19 protein-coding genes, 1 pseudogene and 1 riboswitch are annotated in these 19,745 nt (G+C 26.8%); of the genes and pseudogenes, 1 reads left to right on the forward strand and 19 read right to left on the reverse strand.

Annotated features, from left to right (window positions below):
- The 15 genes and pseudogenes from AC11VW_RS10155 to AC11VW_RS10225 all read right to left on the reverse strand — a co-directional run.
- Positions 1 to 279: pseudogene (locus tag AC11VW_RS10155) on the reverse strand (flagellar type III secretion system pore protein FliP); the annotation flags it as partial.
- The gene (locus AC11VW_RS10160) at positions 263 to 751 is read right to left on the reverse strand and encodes a hypothetical protein (protein ID WP_484301301.1); all 489 of its coding nucleotides are present in this window, start codon (positions 749 to 751) and stop codon (positions 263 to 265) included. The pseudogene AC11VW_RS10155 and the gene AC11VW_RS10160, both read right to left, overlap by 17 nt.
- Before the next feature lie 17 nt (positions 752 to 768).
- Positions 769 to 1,476: an OmpA/MotB family protein gene (locus AC11VW_RS10165; RefSeq protein WP_484301302.1), complete on the reverse strand. Its 708-nt coding sequence runs from the start codon at positions 1,474 to 1,476 to the stop codon at positions 769 to 771.
- Positions 1,466 to 2,281 carry a motility protein A gene (locus AC11VW_RS10170; RefSeq protein WP_484301303.1) on the reverse strand — a complete coding sequence of 272 codons (816 nt, stop codon included), beginning with the start codon at positions 2,279 to 2,281 and terminating at the stop codon, positions 1,466 to 1,468. Before AC11VW_RS10170 ends, AC11VW_RS10165 begins: the two co-directional genes overlap by 11 nt.
- Before the next feature lie 15 nt (positions 2,282 to 2,296).
- Entirely contained in the window at positions 2,297 to 3,166 is an 870-nt protein-coding gene (locus AC11VW_RS10175; RefSeq protein WP_484301304.1) for a flagellar hook-basal body protein, read from the reverse strand.
- 4 nt (positions 3,167 to 3,170) lie between these two features.
- Complete coding sequence (locus AC11VW_RS10180) at positions 3,171 to 3,740, reverse strand: flagellar hook assembly protein FlgD (RefSeq protein ID WP_484301305.1); 570 nt, start codon at positions 3,738 to 3,740, stop codon at positions 3,171 to 3,173.
- Between the two features lie 10 nt (positions 3,741 to 3,750).
- On the reverse strand, positions 3,751 to 5,040 hold the full coding sequence (locus tag AC11VW_RS10185) for a flagellar hook-length control protein FliK (RefSeq protein WP_484301306.1): 1,290 nt from the start codon (positions 5,038 to 5,040) through the stop codon (positions 3,751 to 3,753).
- Positions 5,041 to 5,054: 14 nt separating this feature from the next.
- On the reverse strand, positions 5,055 to 5,495 hold the full coding sequence (gene fliJ / locus AC11VW_RS10190) for a flagellar export protein FliJ (protein WP_484301307.1): 441 nt from the start codon (positions 5,493 to 5,495) through the stop codon (positions 5,055 to 5,057).
- Positions 5,496 to 5,509: 14 nt separating this feature from the next.
- Positions 5,510 to 6,817: a flagellar protein export ATPase FliI gene (fliI, locus tag AC11VW_RS10195; RefSeq protein ID WP_484301308.1), complete on the reverse strand. Its 1,308-nt coding sequence runs from the start codon at positions 6,815 to 6,817 to the stop codon at positions 5,510 to 5,512.
- Positions 6,814 to 7,602, reverse strand: coding sequence for a FliH/SctL family protein (locus tag AC11VW_RS10200; protein ID WP_484301309.1), 789 nt, complete (start codon positions 7,600 to 7,602; stop codon positions 6,814 to 6,816). The genes fliI and AC11VW_RS10200 overlap by 4 nt, the downstream gene beginning before the upstream one ends.
- Positions 7,583 to 8,641, reverse strand: coding sequence for a flagellar motor switch protein FliG (gene fliG, locus AC11VW_RS10205; protein WP_484301310.1), 1,059 nt, complete (start codon positions 8,639 to 8,641; stop codon positions 7,583 to 7,585). Before fliG ends, AC11VW_RS10200 begins: the two co-directional genes overlap by 20 nt.
- Before the next feature lie 16 nt (positions 8,642 to 8,657).
- Positions 8,658 to 10,211 carry a flagellar basal-body MS-ring/collar protein FliF gene (fliF, locus tag AC11VW_RS10210; RefSeq protein WP_484301311.1) on the reverse strand — a complete coding sequence of 518 codons (1,554 nt, stop codon included), beginning with the start codon at positions 10,209 to 10,211 and terminating at the stop codon, positions 8,658 to 8,660.
- A 22-nt stretch (positions 10,212 to 10,233) separates the two neighbouring features.
- The gene (fliE, locus tag AC11VW_RS10215; RefSeq protein WP_484301312.1) at positions 10,234 to 10,557 is read right to left on the reverse strand and encodes a flagellar hook-basal body complex protein FliE; all 324 of its coding nucleotides are present in this window, start codon (positions 10,555 to 10,557) and stop codon (positions 10,234 to 10,236) included.
- 17 nt (positions 10,558 to 10,574) lie between these two features.
- Positions 10,575 to 10,979 carry a flagellar basal body rod protein FlgC gene (gene flgC, locus AC11VW_RS10220; RefSeq protein ID WP_484301313.1) on the reverse strand — a complete coding sequence of 135 codons (405 nt, stop codon included), beginning with the start codon at positions 10,977 to 10,979 and terminating at the stop codon, positions 10,575 to 10,577.
- Between the two features lie 4 nt (positions 10,980 to 10,983).
- Positions 10,984 to 11,310 (reverse strand): flagellar basal body protein, encoded by a 327-nt coding sequence (locus AC11VW_RS10225; protein ID WP_484301314.1) that lies wholly within the window; start codon positions 11,308 to 11,310, stop codon positions 10,984 to 10,986.
- Between the two features lie 432 nt (positions 11,311 to 11,742).
- Positions 11,743 to 11,827, reverse strand: a riboswitch (cyclic di-GMP riboswitch).
- Between the two features lie 244 nt (positions 11,828 to 12,071).
- On the opposite strand from AC11VW_RS10225, the gene AC11VW_RS10230 reads away from it, so the two are divergent.
- Positions 12,072 to 13,142 carry a tetratricopeptide repeat-containing glycosyltransferase family 2 protein gene (locus AC11VW_RS10230; RefSeq protein ID WP_484301315.1) on the forward strand — a complete coding sequence of 357 codons (1,071 nt, stop codon included), beginning with the start codon at positions 12,072 to 12,074 and terminating at the stop codon, positions 13,140 to 13,142.
- 50 nt (positions 13,143 to 13,192) lie between these two features.
- On the opposite strand, the gene AC11VW_RS10235 is transcribed toward AC11VW_RS10230, so the two are convergent.
- The 4 genes from AC11VW_RS10235 to AC11VW_RS10250 form a co-directional block, all read right to left on the reverse strand.
- A complete protein-coding gene (locus tag AC11VW_RS10235; RefSeq protein WP_484301316.1) occupies positions 13,193 to 14,683 on the reverse strand; it encodes a hypothetical protein in 1,491 nt (496 codons plus the stop codon).
- Between the two features lie 34 nt (positions 14,684 to 14,717).
- Positions 14,718 to 15,338: a class I SAM-dependent methyltransferase gene (locus tag AC11VW_RS10240; protein WP_484301317.1), complete on the reverse strand. Its 621-nt coding sequence runs from the start codon at positions 15,336 to 15,338 to the stop codon at positions 14,718 to 14,720.
- A 121-nt stretch (positions 15,339 to 15,459) separates the two neighbouring features.
- Entirely contained in the window at positions 15,460 to 17,301 is a 1,842-nt protein-coding gene (locus AC11VW_RS10245; RefSeq protein ID WP_484301318.1) for a CDP-glycerol glycerophosphotransferase family protein, read from the reverse strand.
- A gap of 33 nt (positions 17,302 to 17,334) precedes the next feature.
- On the reverse strand, positions 17,335 to 19,566 hold the full coding sequence (locus AC11VW_RS10250; RefSeq protein ID WP_484301319.1) for a glycosyltransferase: 2,232 nt from the start codon (positions 19,564 to 19,566) through the stop codon (positions 17,335 to 17,337).
- Positions 19,567 to 19,745 lie beyond the last annotated feature (179 nt).

Below are 19,745 nucleotides of genomic sequence, written 5' to 3' on the forward strand. Positions count from 1 at the left end.
TATATATGGTTGTATTGCATTGTCATTTATTTCATTTATAGTTGGTGTCATTATAAATATAGTTAGTATCATTGCAAGTCCAGCTAATATTTGATTTGGTATGGTTTGCTGTACTCCTAATGCTGACTTTAAAAATGAAAATGTAATAATTATTCTTACAAAACTTGTCATCATAAAGATAGCAGTTGATAAAAACATTAAAAAATTTAGCATTACAAACAGCTGTATTAAAGGAGTAAGTTCTTTGGGATTTGATACAAAATTAGCTAATGTCTCCATCTCTATTCTCCTTCAAACTAAATTTTTTAAAATCTAATTTCTTTAGTTCTAATTTCTTTAGTTCTAATTTTTTTAGTTCTAATTTTTTCAACTCTAGTTCACTTAAATCTATTTTTTTCAATTCTATTTTTTTAAAATTTAATTTTTTTAGGTTGATTTTATTTTTATTTAGATTAACTAATTTTATTTTCTTAATTTCCTTTTTGTTATATTCTATTTCTTGCATTTCTTGCTTACTTATGTCTTTTATCTTTTCTACTTGAGAAGGTGATGATACTAGCACACAACCTTCATCACCTATCTTTAAAACAAATACATTGGTATCTTTATTTAAGTTTGTTCTTTCTATTATCTGAGTATATTTATATATACCCATACCCTCAAAGTTGGGTTTACTAAGTTTTATAGATACCACTATTAAAATAATAATAACTGGTATAAATATACTTAAATTTATTAAGTACTGCAGCATATTATCCATGATATTTTTTATTTTTTCTCCTTTTGCTCTACAATTAGAATATCTACTCTTCTATTTATAGCTTTATTTTCTGGTGTTGAATTATCTACTATTGGGTTGTACTCACCATATCCCTTAACTGAAAACCTAGCTGGATCAATATTTTGTGTTCCAACAAAATATCTTACAACACTCACTGCTCTTGCTGTTGACAACTCCCAGTTAGAACCAAATCTTTCATTGTTCATTGGGATATTATCTGTATTACCTTCAACTAGTACATCATTATCTGTATTATTTATTATAGTAGTTATAGTTTCTAAAACTTCTCTACTATAATCTTTTAAATCTGCACGTCCAGAGTCAAACAGTATAGTTTCATCTAATTGAAGAACTATACCTCTATCTTCTTCTCTAATTTTTATAACTTCTGTTAGCCCATTCTTTTCTATTATTTTATTTAGTTTTTGTGCCAATTCTTCATAATCTGAACCTGATCCGCTTGCTTGTGCCTTTAAATCTTTAATATTTTTAATTTCTGAAATTTCAGTAGAGCCACTTAATGATTCTTTCATAGCTTCTGATAGTTCATTTAGCTTTTGGCTATCTACAGATGCAATTGAATATAGCAATATAAAAAACGTAAGAAGTAAAGTTATTGTATCTGCATAAGTGTCCATCCAAGCATTTGTGTTTACATCATCTTCTGTACTTCTTTTTTTCTTTCTAGGCTGCATCTTTATCCACTTCCTTACCACCAACTTCTCTATCATAATACTTAAGTCTTTCTTTTGAACTTAAGTAACTTACTAATTTTTCTTCTATTACCCTCGAACTATCTCCGTTTTGTATACTAATAATTCCACAAATCATCATTTCTTTGAACCCTATTTCTTTTTCGCCTTTATCTTGTATATTAAAACCTATCGGAATTAAAACTGCATTTGACAATAATGCTCCATAAAAAGTAGTTATAAGTGCTTTTGACATTCCTGATGCTATAACTTCTGGCGAACCCATATCTGCTAACATTTGTATAAGACCAATTAAAGTTCCTACCATACCAAATGCGGGAGCATAAGAACCCCATAATTTAAATATTTTTGAACCTTTATTATAACTACCTTCGACTTCTGTCATTTCTATTTCTAATATTTCACTTATAGCTTCTGGTTCCATTCCATCTATAACTAATTCTAATCCTTTTCGTAAGAAATCATCTTCTATTTCAGCTACGTCATCTTCTATTGCTAAAACACCATCTTTTCTTACCTTTCTTGATATTTCTTTAAATTGATCTACTAAATCCATTTTGTAAGTATTATTAGAAGTAAAACTTATTTTAACTACTTTAGGAATTTTTTTAATATCTTCAATTGAAAAAGTTATAAGTACTGCTGCAAAAGACCCTCCTATAGTTATTGCTACTGATGGAATATCAATAAATGCAGAAACTCCTGTTCCACCTTGTGATATTCCAAATAAGATTAATCCTATTACTAAAATTAATCCTATAGGTGTTAAGATATCTTGTTTTTTCATTTTGTCCCTCTCTTACTATCTCTTAAGATTTATTATCTCTTGTAATAATTCATCACTAGTTGTTATTACCTTACTTGAAGCTTGGAAGGCTCTAGTTGTAACTATCATCTCTGTGAATTCTTCTGATAAATCAACGTTAGACATCTCTATAGCTCCTTGGTTTATTTTTCCCATCACTTCAGTTTTTATAGGATCTCCTGAGTTAGCTGATGCTTTATAAAGATTTCCACCTAGCGACTCTAATCCTTCTGGATTTTTGAATACAGCTATATTTAATTTTTGTTGAGTACCTACTTTTATAGATCCATCAGGATTTAATTGCGGCATCTTTGTACCATCTTCTAAAAGATATGATATTTTACCTTCTTTAGATATGTTAAAAGATAATACTCTTTTTGAACCTGCAACTCCAACATCAACAGGATTTCCAGCAGCATCTACTGCCTTAGGTATTTTTATAGCTTTATCATCATCTCCTACAACATAATATCCTTCTGCTGTTACTAGATTGCCATCCGCATCTAAGTTAAATGAACCATCTCTTGTATATGCATAGTTATTTTCCGATAATTTAATTTTGAATAACCCATCTCCATCTATTGCTAAATCGGTAGGTCTTCCTGTTGGTTGTATAGCTCCTTGTACCATATTTTTAAATATACCACTTACTTTAGTACCTATTCCTACTTGCCCTGGATTAACTCCACCTATTCCACCACCTGGAGCACTTGCATATATAGTATTTTGATATAGTGCATCTGAAAATCTTGTATTTGTTTTTTTATAAGCTGTAGTTCCAACATTTGCAACGTTATTACCAACAACATCCATCTTTGTTTGATTTGCTTTCATACCACTGATTCCTGCATACATTGATCTTAACATAAGTTTACTCTCCCCTATTATCTGAATTTACATCTGAATTTATATTTTTCTCACTTACTTTTATAAGAGCTCCATACTCTATTGATTTCAGCTCTTTAGTTTCATCTATTCTTACATCCATATACACCATTCCATCTTTTATATGAACACCTTCAACTACACCGGTTAAAGTTTCTTTATTAGAACCTTCTGTATCCTCGACTTCAGTAGAGACTTCATCTATATTTTCAATAGGAGCATAAACTTCTACCTGTTTACCTATTATAGATGATGCCATTCCCATAGCTGAATTTACAAGAAGCCCATTTGTCATTCCCATAAGATATTCCATGCCATCATTAAGATTCATCATTTGTTCTAAAGTATTAAACTGAGCTAATTGTGTTACATACTGAGTTGGGTCTTGCGGATTAAATGGATCTTGGTTACTCATTTGGCCAACTAGCATCTTCAAGAATAACTCCTTATCAGTTTCTTTTCCTGGCATAACTATATTAGTTCCATTTTCAGTTTTATTATAAGTCCTAGTATTTTTAGTACTTATATCATTACTAGTTGTTGTTAAACTATTCATAGTTCCCCCTTTAGATTAATATATCTATATTTTCTTCTACCCTGTTATTTTCTTTTATTTCTTCTATAGTTTCAATTTCTGTATCTTCATACTTAGTTCTTTTCTTTTTGTTTTGCTGATTTTTTTTATTAAATTCTTGATTTAAATTATCTGAAAAGAAATTTTTATTATCACTTTTTATATCAACTGATACTTCCTTGACATTAATATTCAAATCATTTAAGTGCTTAGTTATATCTCCTATTTTTTTATTAACCATATCAAATACATCTTCTTTACTTATAGTTATTAACACTTTAGTTTCTTCATGGTTTTTTATAAGCTTTATAGTCATATCTCCCAATTCTCTTGGGCTTATCTTTATTTTTATTTCTTCAAGACCATTTGACTTTAAATACTTTACAGTTTTTACAACATCTTCACCTATAAATTCTTGTCGAATAGTAGTTACAGGTGCTTCACTTGAAACATTGTCTTGTGATGTTTGTGTGTTCACTGCATTTAAATTATTATTTTGAAACATGAAATTATTTCCATCATTTATATCTAGAATGCTTTCTAACGTATCTAAATCCTTATCTTTTAGATTTGTATTTGATACTGTATTTTGTAATACATTACTTTTATTGGATAAACTACTAATTTCTAATTGTTTGTAACCATCTAACTTATTAATTTGTTGCTTTAATTCATTTTCTATATTTGATTTTTTACTATCTGATACATCTTTTAAGCTTATACGTTCCTCTTCATCAATACTTTGTCTTATAAAGTCATAAACTTCATTACCTATTTTGTTATCATCAAGTTCAGTTTGATTATTTTGTTTTATAAATTCATAAACTGCATTACTTATTTTGTTGTCACCAAATTCAGTTTGATTATTTTGTTTTATAAAGTCATAAATTGCATTATTCTCTAATTTAACTTGATTATTTGTATTTGCATTATCAAACCCATTTTGTTTTAACAAACCATCTATTTCCTTTAATAAATCTAACTGACTTGTTGAATCACTATCTACTTCGTCTGAAAGTGAAGTTTTATCGTTCTTAAAGTTAATAAATTCTCTTAGATCCATAATTTCAATATTATTTAGCATATTTTGAAGTAAGCCATTATCAATAATATTTTCAACATCTTCAATACCATCTTTATCTATTGCTAAATCAATTTCTTCATCTGTACTTCCTAATTCACTGAAAACACTTTCAAATTCACCTTTATTTGACGAAATATCGTTAGTGCTGTTATTTCCTCGGAAATTATTCATACTTTGTGTTGAAATATTTACATTCATATTTGTTCATCCTTTTACAATGACTTTGCTTGATTTCTCATATATGCATATAAAGCAAACTCATCATTAGTTATTTGTTCTACTCTTTCTTCTTGTTTTCTTAGCTTTTCTAAGGCATTCTCTTTAAGTATTTCTAGAGATTTTCTTTTTATTTGTCTTTGTATAAAATCTTCTTTAGCTTCATGTACTTTTGTTTCTTGTTTTTTAAGATTTTCATTAGTTTCTTTTATAGTTTGAGTAAGTGCTGCTAAATAATTAATTGTTATCTTTTGTGTAACTATATCCTTATGATTGCTTAAATCAGAATACTTTTCATAATTTAGCTCTAAACTCTTTAAGCTTTCTTCTGTCACTCTTTTCTTATTTTGAGCTTGCGTGTATCTTAGTTTACTTTCGTCTTCATCTTTTATCTTTATATCTAATAGTTTTTGAAGTTTAAATTTAAATTTGCTCACTTACTCGATCTCCTTTAGTTAAACATATTGCTTAACACGTTCTTGCTATTTTCAAAAGGTATATTTTCGTTTACCCTTTGCTTTAAAAAATCATTTACTTTATCTATGTACGCAATAGACATATCTATATTTTTATTTGAACCGTTTTCATATGCCCCAATGTTAATCAAATCTTCAGCTTCTTTGTAGGTAGCAAGTATATCTCTTGCAAGAGATGCAGAGTTTTTATGTTCATCTTCAGCAATTTCATTCATAAGTCTACTAACACTGTTCAATATATCAATAGCTGGATAATGATTTTTATGTGCTAAACTTCTAGATAAAACTATATGACCATCTAATATTCCCCTTACCGTATCTGCTATTGGTTCATTAAAATCGTCTCCATCAACTAATACAGTATAAAAAGCTGTTATGGAACCTTTATCAGATAAACCGCTTCTTTCCATAAGCTTTGGAAGCATCGCAAAAACTGATGGTGTATACCCCTTTTGAGCAGGAGGTTCACCTATAGCTAGTCCAACTTCTCTTTGAGCCATAGCAAATCTAGTTACTGAGTCCATCATCAAAATAACTTTCTTACCTTGGTCTCTAAAGTACTCAGCAATTGATGTTGCTGTTAAAGCTCCTTTTAATCTTACTAGAGGCGATTTGTCAGAAGTAGCACACACTACTACTGACTTTTTCATTCCTTCTTCTCCTAAATCTCTTTCTATAAAATCCAGAACTTCTCTCCCTCTTTCTCCGATAAGAGCAATTACATTTACATCTGCTTGAGCAGTTCTTGCCATCATACCTAAAGTAGTACTTTTACCAACACCACTACCTGCAAATATGCCTATTCTTTGGCCTTCTCCACAAGTTAAAAACCCATCAATCGCTTTTATTCCCGTAGGCATAACTTTAGTTATTCTTTGCCTTTTCATAGGATCTGGGGGTTGATTGAACAAACTATATCTCTCACCTGATACTACCTGGCTACCATCTATAGGATTACCTAGTCCATCTAATACTTTTCCTAATAGCTCATTACTACACTTAACACTAAGAGGAATACCTTTTGCTATAACCTTGCAACCAGCACCAATCCCAGTTAGTTCTCCAAGTGGCATTAATATTACATCACCATCTTTAAAACCAACCACTTCACAGTCTATAGGGTGGTTTAACTGATTATATACCGTACATAACTCTCCCACAAATCCTTTTATTCCTTCTACCTCAACTGTAAGACCAATTATTTTTTTAACCTTACCTTCAGATATAATAGATGGAATATCTTTAACTCTATTTACTAACTTTTCAAAATCTATATTAATCATAATAACTCCTCTTTTATCTTATCTAATACACAGTCAATTCCAATAATTAACCTACCTTTTAAGGTATCAATTACTGCATTGCCTTGTTTAATAGACTCATCACCTAAAATAAATACATCACCATTTACTTTATAGCTTTCTTTAAGTTCTATAATCTTATTATCTAGACTTTCCTTATATAGAGGATTAACTTTTACAACAACATTTTCTTTAAGTTCATATTCTTCAATTATGTTGATTAATATATTATTCATTGAAGATATATCATTAAATTTCTCTCTTAAAACTTGTTCTGCTATACTTATACTTAAGCCTAATATACACTCTTTATTTTCTTTCATATAACTTAGCACATGTTCCTTAGCTTCAAATAAAGTATCATTAGCATTTTGTATTATTTCACTTGCTTCTAGTTTTGCTTTTTCAATATTATCTTCATAAGCTTCTTTATACCCATCTTCATATCCATTTTTTAACCCTTGGCTATGGCCTTGCTCATAAGCTTTTTTTTCTATACCTAAAGCTTCAATTTTACTAGCTTCTATTATTTTAAAACTTTCTTCCTGCGCTTCTTTAATAATTTCTTCGTATCTCTTTTCTACTTCAATTAACTTTAATTTTATTTCTTCTTCTTTTTTTATAAATTCTTCTTCTTGCGCTTCATTAACTACTGTTACTTCTTGTTGTACTAGTTTACTAACATTGCTTTTTAAGGTTTTTTTGCCTATGACAATTACATCCTTACTTTTAATAATCTTGCTGTTTTTATAAGATAAATTCATCATCTGATCCTCTAGCTAATGTTATTTCACCCATATCTTCAAGCCTTCTAATTATATTAACTATATTCTGTTGAGACTCTTCCACTTGAGATATCTTTATCTTACCTAATAGCTCAATTTCTTCTCTAAGTGTTTGAGATGCTCTTTGTGATTGATTCCTAAATATAACATTTGCAACCTCTTTAGATGAACCTTTAAGCGCAAATGAAATATCCTTAACATTAACTTCTTTAAGAATTCTTTGAATCGTCATATTATCAAGTCTAACAATATCATCAAATATAAACATATTCGCTTTGATTTCTTCTGCTAATTCACCATTATTTTCTTCTATATAGTTGATTATACTTTTTTCTGTTTTTCTATCTACATTACCTAATATATCTACTAAGCTATCAACCCCACCGGAACTTTCCATCTCATGTTGCCCTAACTTAGCTAATTTAGATTCAACTGCTTTATCTATAGCTTTTATAATATTTGGCGATACCGATGAAGTACTACCTATTTTTAAGGAAACCTCATTCTTAACTTTAGTAGGTAATTCACTTAAAATTAATGCAGCCTTATCTGGTTGAATATGAGAAAGAATTATAGCTATTGTTTGAGAACTTTCTCCTTGTATACAGGCTAAAATTTGTTCTGGCTCTGCTTTTCTTGCAGCCATAAACAGCTTTGTATATGCATCATATTTAATACCTTCTAAAAGCTTATTCGCCCTTTGACTTCCAAGTGCACCACTAAGTAAAGATGTTGCATAATCTATACCACCCTCTAGTACAAATTCTTTGCCCTTATTTAATTCTATAAACTCTTGAAGAATTTCTCTTCTCTCTCTAGCGTTTACAGTGTGTATGTTAGCTATTTCCAAACCTATTTTTTGTATTTTTTTATCAGATAAATTCATTATTATACTAGCTGACACATCAGTTCCTAATGTCATTAAAAGCACTGCTGCTTTTCTTGAACCACTAACTTTTCTAACCTTAGCTATATCACCTAGGTCAAATGCATTTCCTGATTTAGTAATTTCATTTTCCAAAATCAACAACCACCTTTTATTCGTTTAACCAGCTCTTAATTAATTCTGTAACTTGATCTGGATTTTCAGAAGCATAATTTCTAACCTCTTCTTCTAAAGTAATACTTTCCTCGTCTTCTTCACCATTAGCTAATCTATTTTTCTCTATCTCTTCTAACTTCTGATTTATTAAATCTATTTCAGCATCTTCATCAAAGTCATCTTCTTTGTTTTGATTTCTTTTCTTAATGATAAACATCGTTATTAATGCAATTGCTATTAGTAATAAAATTGCTCCTACTATATAACCTGTTGTTTTTAACACCTTAATTGCTCCCTCATCCTCTTTATTAGCATTGGTTTGATCATCACCATTCATGTTAAAATCCATAGCTACTACAGCAACATCATCGCCTCTAGCTTTTTGCATACCTATAGTATTTGCCACCATATTTTTAACATTTTTAGTATCTAAAGCATCTAAATTTCCATCAATAGCAACAGACGCTGTAATCTTATTAAGTTCGCCTTGAGCATTTATAGTTTTAGTTTCTATCTTTCCAACTTTATATTCTGTCTTCTGTTCTTTACTTTCACTAATTCCTTGTGCAGCATTCCCTACATTATTCATATTATTATCTACAGCACCGCCAGTGTTGCCTGCTTCTGTAGATTTATTTTCACTCTTTGACTCACTTATGACTACTTTGTTTGGATCTATTACTAGCTCGGTTTTTTCGCTAGTGTCAAAATTTAAGTCTGCATTTACAGTAGCCTTTACCTTACCTTCACCAAATATAGGCTCTAATAATCCTACAATAGACCTTTCTAAGTCTTCGCTTAATTCTTTTTCTGCTTTTCTAGCTATATCAACTCCATTTGAATTCGCTGAATTAACATTTCCTTTTTCATCAAATATACCTTCTGATAATAAATTCATATTTTGATCTATTACTTCAACATTTTGTTTTGGTATATTAGAAGTACTTGCAGATACTAATGACATTATAGACCTTACTTGACTAGGTTCTAAATTCGTACCTGGCTTCAAATTAATAGATACAGCAGCTTTTCCTGGAACACTTTCCTTAGCAAAAACTGATTTCTCACCTTGTGTTATCTGTACTCTTGCACTTTCTACTTGAGGGAAAGTTTTTATTGTCTTTTCTATCTCTCCTTGAATCATTCTTTGTTTTTTTATCTCAAATTCTTCATCAGTCATACCGAAAGAAGAACCCTCATCCATAAGTTCAAACCCCTTTGAACCATTAGATATACTACTTGATAATTCGAGTCTCAGCTTATCTACTTCTTCCTTAGGTACATATATACGATCTCCTTCTACCTTAGTCTCAACTTTTCTACTTTCTAATTCGCTAGTTATAACTTTAGCATCAGTAGAATTTAAACCTGAAAAAAGTACATCGTATTTATTATCTTTTGCATATTTAATTCCAAAAATAGTTGCCAAAATAATAGTTATAATTCCAATTATAATAGCTATCTTTTTTCCTTTTTTTAAGCCATTAAACTGTTCCTTTTTAGTGCCCATGAAATTTTTTATATTTTGTATAATTTCTTTTACATTCATTTATTTACTCCTTGTTAATAGCCTACAATTGCACTTTACTTATCTCTTGATAAGCATCAAATAACTTATTTCTAACCTCTAACATCAACTGCATTGACATTTGTGATTCCTGTACTGACAACATAACCTCGTGCATGCTTACGTTTTCACCTTTAATAAGGCCTTCTATCTTGTTGTTAGCATTCACTTGACTTTCATTTACTTTCTCTATAGCATCACCTATAACATCTGAGAAGCTTGCCTTTGACTCTTTTTTATTTACTAGCTGTTCATTATTTACCACAGTATTTTCTATACCTTGTGTAAATATATTTGACTTCGCTGCTATAGCACTTATACCTTGCATATACTCACCTCTTTATATTATCTTCCTATTTCTAGTGCTTTTGATAGCATACTTTTTTGTGCATTTAAAGTATCAACGTTAGATTCATAAGCTCTAGACGCCGTTATTAAATCTGACATTTCAACTAACATATCCACATTAGGATATTCCACATATCCCTTTTCATCTGCATCTGGATGTTCTGGCTCATATAGTTTTCTAAGAGGAGACTTATCTTCTTCTATTGATACAGTTTTTACACCTAGCATACCTAATTTCTCATCATAATTTTCAGAAAAAGTAGCAACTTTACGTTTATATGCCCCACCATCTTCAGTTCTTGTAGTTTTAGAATTTGCCACATTTGATGATATAATATCCATTCTCAATCTCTCTGCAGAAAGACCACTTGCACTAATTCTCATTCCACTAAAAACGCTCATTTACTTACCTCCCCGATATTACACTTTTTATCATCGCTAACTTAGTATTAGTAAGGTTCACTAAAGCATTATACTCAAGTGTTGTCGATGCTTGATTTACCTTTTCATTTTCTAAATCAATATTGTTTCCATCTTCTCTCATAACTGAAGTTGTATCAGTTTTTACTTCTATTTTAGGTTTATTTCCCATACTATCATTTAACGTTTCTTCAAAAGTTACATATTTTCTCTTATATTCTGGTGTATTTATATTTGCAATATTATTTGCAATAGTTTTACTTCTTAAGTCTGTAGCATCTAAGCTCATTTTCATTAAATTGTATATATCCATAACCCCTCCTAATTTGTTATTTTCAATAAAAAAACTATCCTCGAAAAGAATAGTTTAAATTACTTTTATAATATTATTCCTCATTGCTAATTGCTTGAATGCAAACCAAAATAAAATTATAAAATAAATTTTAACTACACAATTATCCAACGTTTTTATTTCATTTTAGTAAGCTATAATCTACATTATACACTTTTTTTCAATGACATTCTACATTTTAATATAAATATGACAACTATTTTCTAACTTTTTTGACTTTTTTAGATATAATAATTCATATTTTCCCTTTATGTGAAGTTATTCTTATTTTATTTTGAGTTCGACTTACAATTTATAATAATAATTATAATACATTGTTTTTTTCACACAAAAAAATACCCTTGAAAGAGTATTTTGTTATATCAGCAGTGATAACAAAAAGTTTATTAACTCTTCGGCAGCTGGCTGGCATAGTTTTTTAACTTTAGCCCCTATAGTTTTGCGTCGCTAGATTTCCCTAGGTTTGCCTATTAAATTTTATTTATATGTAAATTATACCATAATCTTACATAATATGAAACTTTTTTATTATATTTAAATATTTAAAGTCAGGATATTAGCGTCCTAACGATATCTAACATATATGCTAAATTTAAAGCTAAAAGAAAATCATAAATTAGCTTTTCTCAGTTATCAGAGCAATTAAATATAAATAAGGTTAAAAATAATACTTTTCATCCGTATAATAACTTTAGTATTCATAAAATTTGGAGGATAATATATTGCAAAAATTAAGTTTAGTAATGATTACTAAAAATGAAGAGTTTAAATTAAAAAGATGCTTAGAATGTGTTAAAAATATAGTTAACGAAATAATAATTGTAGATACAGGGTCTACAGATAAAACTAAAGATATAGCATTAGAATTTAATGCTAAAGTATATGATTATAAGTGGGATGATAATTTTGCTAATGCTAGAAATTATGCTATTAGCAAATCTAGTGGTGATTGGAACTTAATATTAGATGCAGACGAATTTATTATTAATATAGATTTAAATAGTATTTATAAATTTATGAATTCTAAAGATAAGACTATAGGTCAAATAAAAATAGTTAATTTATTTGAACAAGATGGTGAAATAAGAAAATCTAATTCTTTTATATCTAGATTAGCTCCTAAGGGTGTTTATTTTAATGGAAGTATTCACGAACAATTGGATTCTAGTTATCCTCGTAAAAGAGTAGATATCGAGTTAGAGCATGATGGGTATTTACATACTAATAAATTTGAGAGAAATATTTCTTTGATACTTAATGAATTGAAAGAAAATAGAAATAATTCATATTTATTGTATCAAGCAGCTAAGACTTATTATAGTAACAAGATGTATAAAGAGGCCTTACCTTATTTCGACGCTTTTTATACTAATTTTAATGTTGATACTGATGCTTTCGTTAAAGATGGTTTGATTCTTTATTTATACAATATTATTAAGGCTAATGAGTTAGAAAAAGGATTAAAAATTATCGATGATAACTTTGATATAATGAATAAATATTGTGATTTTTACTTTGTTTGTGGTGTATTTTTTACGGAATTAGTTGCTTCTAATCCTGAGCAGTATATGTGTTATTTTGCTAATATAGAGTTATGCTATTTAAATGCATTGCAATTAGGTGAAAGTAATGATTCTGATAGTGTCGAGGGAACTGGTAGTTATTTAGCAGCTTTTAATTTAGGTGTATTTTATGAGCTTATTGGTAACAGTGATAAAGCTTTAAAATATTATAATTTATCATATGATTCTAATTATATACCTGCATTAAATAGATTAAATTCATTTAAATAAGTTTAAGCCTTGTATATAACTGATTATATACAAGGCTTCTAATTATTTTTTTAACATTTTAATAATTCATTTAATTTATCAGTAATTTTTATTGCTCCAGCTTCACTCATATGGTCAAAATCTATAAAGTCATCTTCTATAAATATATCTTGTTTTGAAAAATTAATTATTTTTATTTTTATTCTTTCTTTTATTCCATCTACTATTTTGTAGAATTCTTTTTCATAGCTCTTATCTAAAAACTGATTATAATATTTAGTGTTTGGAAATACTACGATTATAGGTTCTATATTATTTTCTTCTAAAAAACTTATAAATTCATTAAATATATAGTTATACTCATCTGTAGTTTCTTTATATTTAGATAACTTATTATGTTGATTAGCTCTATATTCACCTAATCTAAATTTTTCCTCTTCACTAATATTACTCAATTTTACTCCACCTAAAATGCTATTACTCTCTCTAGTAAAATTTTTATTAAAGTATCCATTATTATCCCTATATATTAAATCTTTAAAATAGTAATCTAAAAATTGCAAATTAAATATATAGCTTACAACATAATCATTTAATATTTTTTCAATATTTAATATTTCTATAATATCCACTTTATCAGAATTATGTTTGTCTTTTAATATAGGATAGTATACATTTTTAACCATATTTGAAGAATACTCACTCTTAGATTTAGATAAATCATGATTTACTAAATAATATCCAGCCCCTATAATACATCTTTTTATATTTTTATTATTACTTATAGCTACTTGAGTTAACTTATATGAATAATATAAATCTTGGCTAGATAAAGCTAAACTCACTGAATTAGAATTTAGTAATTTAATATCTATTCCTGTTAGTGGATATGAATTTCCTACAACTAGAGTTTCTATATCTTCAAACTTATATTTTTCTAAAGATTTCAATAAGTAATTATAGTCATAGTTATTATAATATATTTTTTCACTTATATTGAACATATGATTCATTAACTTATCATAATATATAATATCATCAAAATACATTTCAAAATCTAAATCCTCATTTACAGTTTCTTCACTTAATATTAATGCATTTATTTCTGTAGCTTGTGCTACATTATGTAAAATTTTAAATTCATTTATATCTTCTATGATGATAATATTCTTATTTAAAGATTTATTTAATATACTATATTTATCTTTTCCGTAAAAATATATGTTAATTTTAAAACCATTTAAAATTTCCTTTTTAAGATTATATAATAATAATTTTAGTTCATCTCTAATCTCATACTCACTTATACTTTCACATTTATTTGGACTATTAAATTTCTCAATTATATTTACAACTGAATCTGCTAATTCGTTAAATTCATCGACGTTTGAATAGTACTTATTATTGTTTTGTATAAAATCAGCTAAATCATTTATTATATCTATGAGCATATCTAAATTTATATATTCTTTTTCAAGAAGTAAAATAATACATTCTAATATTTCAAAGTTCCTTAAATATATATCTATGTTATACTTATTTTTATTACATCTATATTTCATGATTTTTCCACCTTGTTTTTCATAATTATTAAAATTATTGTTTTTGTGCAATAATTCTAATAACTATTGGGTTTTGATCTTTATATATAGCATAATTATTACTCTCATTTGAAAGAACAATATTAAACCCAACTGATTTTAATTTTCCTACCAACTCATCCATTACTATAAACCTTCTACGATGTTCATTATAAATGTATATATTTCTACCGATATTAGTTCCTAAGCCGTATATTTCATCTTTTATACTACGTACTTCAATAAAAAATAAACCTTTAGATTTCAAAGAATCATAAACTCTTTTTATAAGTACATCTTCTTCTTCTTCTAAAATTGAATGTATCGTAAACCTGCTGTAAGCATAATCAAATGTTTCATTTTTTAATATATTAGTTCTAATAAAATCATCCGATACAAACTCTATTTTTCCACTATAATTATTATTTAACGTATTTATAGAAGTATCAGATTGGTCTATTGCTACAACATCTACTCCAATTTCACTAAAAAATATAGAATCTCTTCCATTTCCACACCCTAATTCAACCATTTTTTTATCTTTTTCTAAGTACTCCATAATATCCATAGCAAACTTGGATGGTTGCTTTGGTGCTACCTGCTTACTGTAATACTCATTCCAATATTTATAATCCATCTGTCTATATCCTCCCAATGATATTTTATATATTCAAAATAATGTTATATACTACTTTAATTAAAATATTAATTGTATATACATTACTTATCAGAATATACATTTTTATCAGTTTTATAAATTAATTTGATTTTTTATTCAAGACTTTGTCTATATAGTTCCATACTCTTAACGATGATTTGTCATCTTTATTCTTATAGAATACATCCCTCAACTCTTCTCTTTTTTGTTTAAAACAGTCTTTATTATTTATATAGTTATTAATCTCTAGTTGTAATTTTTCTTGAGTTTTAACTTTAGGTCCAGCTGTCCAAAAATCATAAGGCTCTAAGCTTATACCTCTTTCTTCTCTATATTTATCTATATCTGTATTTACAAATATACAAGGTTTGTTCATAAATAAAAAATCTCCATATATACTTGAGTAATCCGTTATCAAAATATCTGCACAATTTAAAACTTCATATAAATCTAAGTTTTTTTCCTCTAAATCTTTATTAGATACAAATAATAAATTTTCTAAATTTAAACTTTCCATGCTCTTTGTTATTAGTCTTTCTTCAGCATGATGAACTTTTGATATACAAATAGCGTTATTATCTTTTAAGAATTTATTAAATTTAATATAATCAAATCCATTTATTTTTATACTATCATCAAATTTTTCTCCATTTACAATTCCTGTATTTTCATGAATATGGAATGTAGGCATATTAAATATAATTTTTTTATTTTCTAAATTTTTATTTAATAACTTTTCTAAATTTTTTCTACCATCTGATAACATAAGAGTATCTGTTCTTGGATTTCCTGTAATTTCATACTTATCTTCTGGTATTGCAGAAAATGCACTTTGGATTAACATATTCATATTAGAAGAAATAAAAACTTTATCTATATTTTCATATTCCTCTGGTGTAAAAGCAAAGTCTTTATATTTTTTATCCATTATTCCACAATTTTTTAATATTACACTTCCATGGCCTACATCAATGTTATAAGTAAACTTAGGATAATTTACGAATGTATTGAATCCTGAAACTGTTACAGATGATATAATAGGCACTTTAATCATATTTTCTATATCATACACATCTTTACCATTGATAATATTTAATTTATATATATCTTTATATTGTTTTGGCATATACCTTATTAATGCATATACATTTGAGTCAGCTGCATTAAATCTATTTAAAGTTATTGTTCTTTTATAATCTTTATTTTTCAAAGTTTTCATAGTTTCGTAATTTATGTCAATTAATTTAAGCTCTCGGTTACAAGGCACCAATATTGAACATTTAGCTATTCCTTCTAATGCTATTTTTCTTGTTATATTTACATAATTTACATCATAAGGAACTATCACGTGAAAACCTAAATATTCATCATTAGATATAAAATCCTTTATCGTTAAAATTTCTTTACTTGTAACTATATAATCTTTATTTACATATGCCCAATTTGTAACTATATCACTTTTAGATAATTGATTTATGTATTCTTTATCAATACCATCAAAATTACTAGCTATATAATTTGTTAAGTCAATATTATTCGGCTCTATATTAAGATTAGTCCTAACTTTATTCAATATATCAATGTATTTTTGTGATAAAACTTCATATTTGTATAAATCTTTTATATCATTTATAAAATTATCATCATCAGTATACCTTAATACAATACCTGCATATAAAATAGACTTAAATTTTTCTCCTATAATCATATATGTATATATTAAATTAAAATATGAATCTATATAATTATATTTAATGTTTATTGATTTCTTGTAACAACTTATTGCAGCATCGTATTCTTGTATTTTAAAACATAACATTCCTCTTAAATTCCAATATTGTTCATTATTTATATATTTTTTTTCATTTTGTATTATAATTTCATATGCATTTTCTACATCATCATTTTTTATTAAATTCTTTATTTTATTAATAATCTCCATATAATCAATCTTCCTTTATCCCTTTTAGGTGTATTATTTTATTGCATTAATCTTTTCTTTAACCTCAGTAACTACACTTTCATCTTCACAAATTGATAATATATTATTATAAAATTTTATTGCTTCTTTAGTTTCGCCTATAACTTCTTTTAAATATGCTATATTAAAAATAGTATTTGAATTATCTGAATCTAAAAGCAATGCTTTTTTTAAAAACATCTCTGCCTCTATAAAATCATTATTTAATAAAGCTATAATAGACTTCATATTTAGTATTTCAACTTCTTGACTAAACATAGTTTCATATTCATTTATTATTAAAATAGCTTCATCAAACTTACCATTATTTATACTGTTTTCAATTATAGATTTATATTGCATTTTAAGTTGTTTTAATTCTCCGCTTTCATTTAGTTCTTTTTCAAATTTATTTATTAATATTTGTATTCCTTTTTTGTATTGAGGATTATCTATAAGTAATGCTTTTATTTGTTTTATATATTTTATTTTGTCAATTTCCTTAATTTTTTGTATTGTTATAATATTTATAATAAATCTTTCTTCTTCATTTGTTACAAAAATTAGTAATTCTTCATCTGTTAAATTTTCATTATATATTTGTCTTAAATAATCATACTTATACATTACATACATTAAAAATAACTTTTCATATTTTTCATCCATCAAGTTTCCACCAAATAATAAGGATTTAGATAAAGAGCTGTATATACTAAGCTTATTTATATCTAATGTATTTGGTGCATTTAATAAGTACTCATATAAATCTAATATACAATCTCTTCTATTAGTAATTATATAATTCATATAATTTTGTATATATAAATGGCTAACTTCATTTAATACTTTTATTAAGTCAATATCTTGCTTAAATGCATAATAAACTATATCTCCATAATACATTTCTTTTTCTTTTAAAAGAATTTCACTATATTCTTTAACTGTTAGTTTTTTTCCTAATCTAATTTGATTCAATAAGCCATAATTATCATCTATATTACTTAACAGCTTATACACCTTTTCTCTGTCTGATTCTTTTATCATTAATATCATTTTTTCTAAATTTAGTTTAAAGTCTTTTTTTTCTACTATAGAGCCTGAAGTCATACTATATAAGTCTATTATTTCTTCAAGTCTATTTAATCTATATAAACTCATAAAAATTATTGAGTGAACTTTCTTTATTTGTTCAAATTCTATTTTTTTAGCTTTCTTAATAATTTCATCATACATTTCTAATGAATAATAAATATTAATTAACTCTATTTCAGCACTATCCCTAAGTCTTACAGTATCTGCATCACAACATACATCATTAGCCTGTGTTGATAATTCATAATTTTCTAACAAGAATATATATCTATTGTAATTAACCAAACTATCTTTGTACTTTCCAAGCGACTTTTGACTTAAAGCTAAATAATAATATATATCAATATTTTTATCATCCTTTTTTATATATCTTAAACACATTTTTTCACTTTTATCAAATTTGTATAGTCTAATATATAGGCTAGCTAAATTCATATATACACCTACATACATTATGCCTAAATCTTTATATATTTTATAAGCTTTTTCCATATAATGAAGCGCTTCTTCTACTTTACCCTCAGCCATATGATTTTTTCCCATTTGAAAATTCAAGTATGGATCATTTGGATTTATTTTTAATTCTGAAAGCAATATAATTTCATTTCGTTTAATCTTTTTTTGCTTAAGTTCTTCATTTATATATATATATCCGTAATGATTAAAGGATGCTATATCGTTATATATAGGTTTTTGATATATAGGTTGTTCATGTATAGCACCTTTATAACTAAACTTTTTATTATATTTAAACAATCTTGGTATAGACCCTTTACTATAGTCATCAATATCTTCCGATAGTATATTTTTTAATTCTATAGATGCACAATTATATTTTTTGCACTTATCAGAATTAAAAAATTCAATCATTTTTTTATAATCTGTCAATTCTTCATCTGCATCTAATATAAAAATCCAATCTCCTTGTGCATAGCTTATTGATTCATTTCTCATATCCGCAAAATTATTATTCCATTGTTTAAAATAAACTTTATCTGTAAATTTTTTAGCTATATCTATACTTTTATCAGTAGAACCCGTATCTAGTATTATTAGTTCACTATTTATCATTTTCATTAATGGCTGTAATGCTGTTAATGTTTTATTTAAATATTTCTCCTCATTCTTCATCATCATTACGATACTTAATAACATAATTTTCACATCCTCTTTTTAATAAATTGTAAAAATAAAGAGTAAAGCACTTGCTTTACTCTTTAGCTTTAAAATTTAATAATTATCTTAATAATTGCATTACACCTTCTGGTTGTTGTTTAGCTTGACCTACCATAGCTTGTGATGCTTGTGTTAATAAGTTTAATTTAGATAATTTA

Source organism: Romboutsia sp. (assembly GCF_056995035.1).

Coding starts and splice junctions, on each gene's coding strand:
- AC11VW_RS10160 (WP_484301301.1), bottom strand. CDS start 751: ATGCTGCAGTACTTAATAAATTTAAGTATATTTATACCAGTTATTATT.
- AC11VW_RS10165 (WP_484301302.1), bottom strand. CDS start 1,476: ATGCAGCCTAGAAAGAAAAAAAGAAGTACAGAAGATGATGTAAACACA.
- AC11VW_RS10170 (WP_484301303.1), bottom strand. CDS start 2,281: ATGAAAAAACAAGATATCTTAACACCTATAGGATTAATTTTAGTAATA.
- AC11VW_RS10175 (WP_484301304.1), bottom strand. CDS start 3,166: ATGTTAAGATCAATGTATGCAGGAATCAGTGGTATGAAAGCAAATCAA.
- AC11VW_RS10180 (WP_484301305.1), bottom strand. CDS start 3,740: ATGAATAGTTTAACAACAACTAGTAATGATATAAGTACTAAAAATACT.
- AC11VW_RS10185 (WP_484301306.1), bottom strand. CDS start 5,040: ATGAATGTAAATATTTCAACACAAAGTATGAATAATTTCCGAGGAAAT.
- fliI (WP_484301308.1), bottom strand. CDS start 6,817: ATGATTAATATAGATTTTGAAAAGTTAGTAAATAGAGTTAAAGATATT.
- AC11VW_RS10200 (WP_484301309.1), bottom strand. CDS start 7,602: ATGATGAATTTATCTTATAAAAACAGCAAGATTATTAAAAGTAAGGAT.
- fliF (WP_484301311.1), bottom strand. CDS start 10,211: ATGAATGTAAAAGAAATTATACAAAATATAAAAAATTTCATGGGCACT.
- fliE (WP_484301312.1), bottom strand. CDS start 10,557: ATGCAAGGTATAAGTGCTATAGCAGCGAAGTCAAATATATTTACACAA.
- flgC (WP_484301313.1), bottom strand. CDS start 10,979: ATGAGCGTTTTTAGTGGAATGAGAATTAGTGCAAGTGGTCTTTCTGCA.
- AC11VW_RS10225 (WP_484301314.1), bottom strand. CDS start 11,310: ATGGATATATACAATTTAATGAAAATGAGCTTAGATGCTACAGACTTA.
- AC11VW_RS10235 (WP_484301316.1), bottom strand. CDS start 14,683: ATGAAATATAGATGTAATAAAAATAAGTATAACATAGATATATATTTA.
- AC11VW_RS10240 (WP_484301317.1), bottom strand. CDS start 15,338: ATGGATTATAAATATTGGAATGAGTATTACAGTAAGCAGGTAGCACCA.
- AC11VW_RS10245 (WP_484301318.1), bottom strand. CDS start 17,301: ATGGAGATTATTAATAAAATAAAGAATTTAATAAAAAATGATGATGTA.
- AC11VW_RS10250 (WP_484301319.1), bottom strand. CDS start 19,566: ATGTTATTAAGTATCGTAATGATGATGAAGAATGAGGAGAAATATTTA.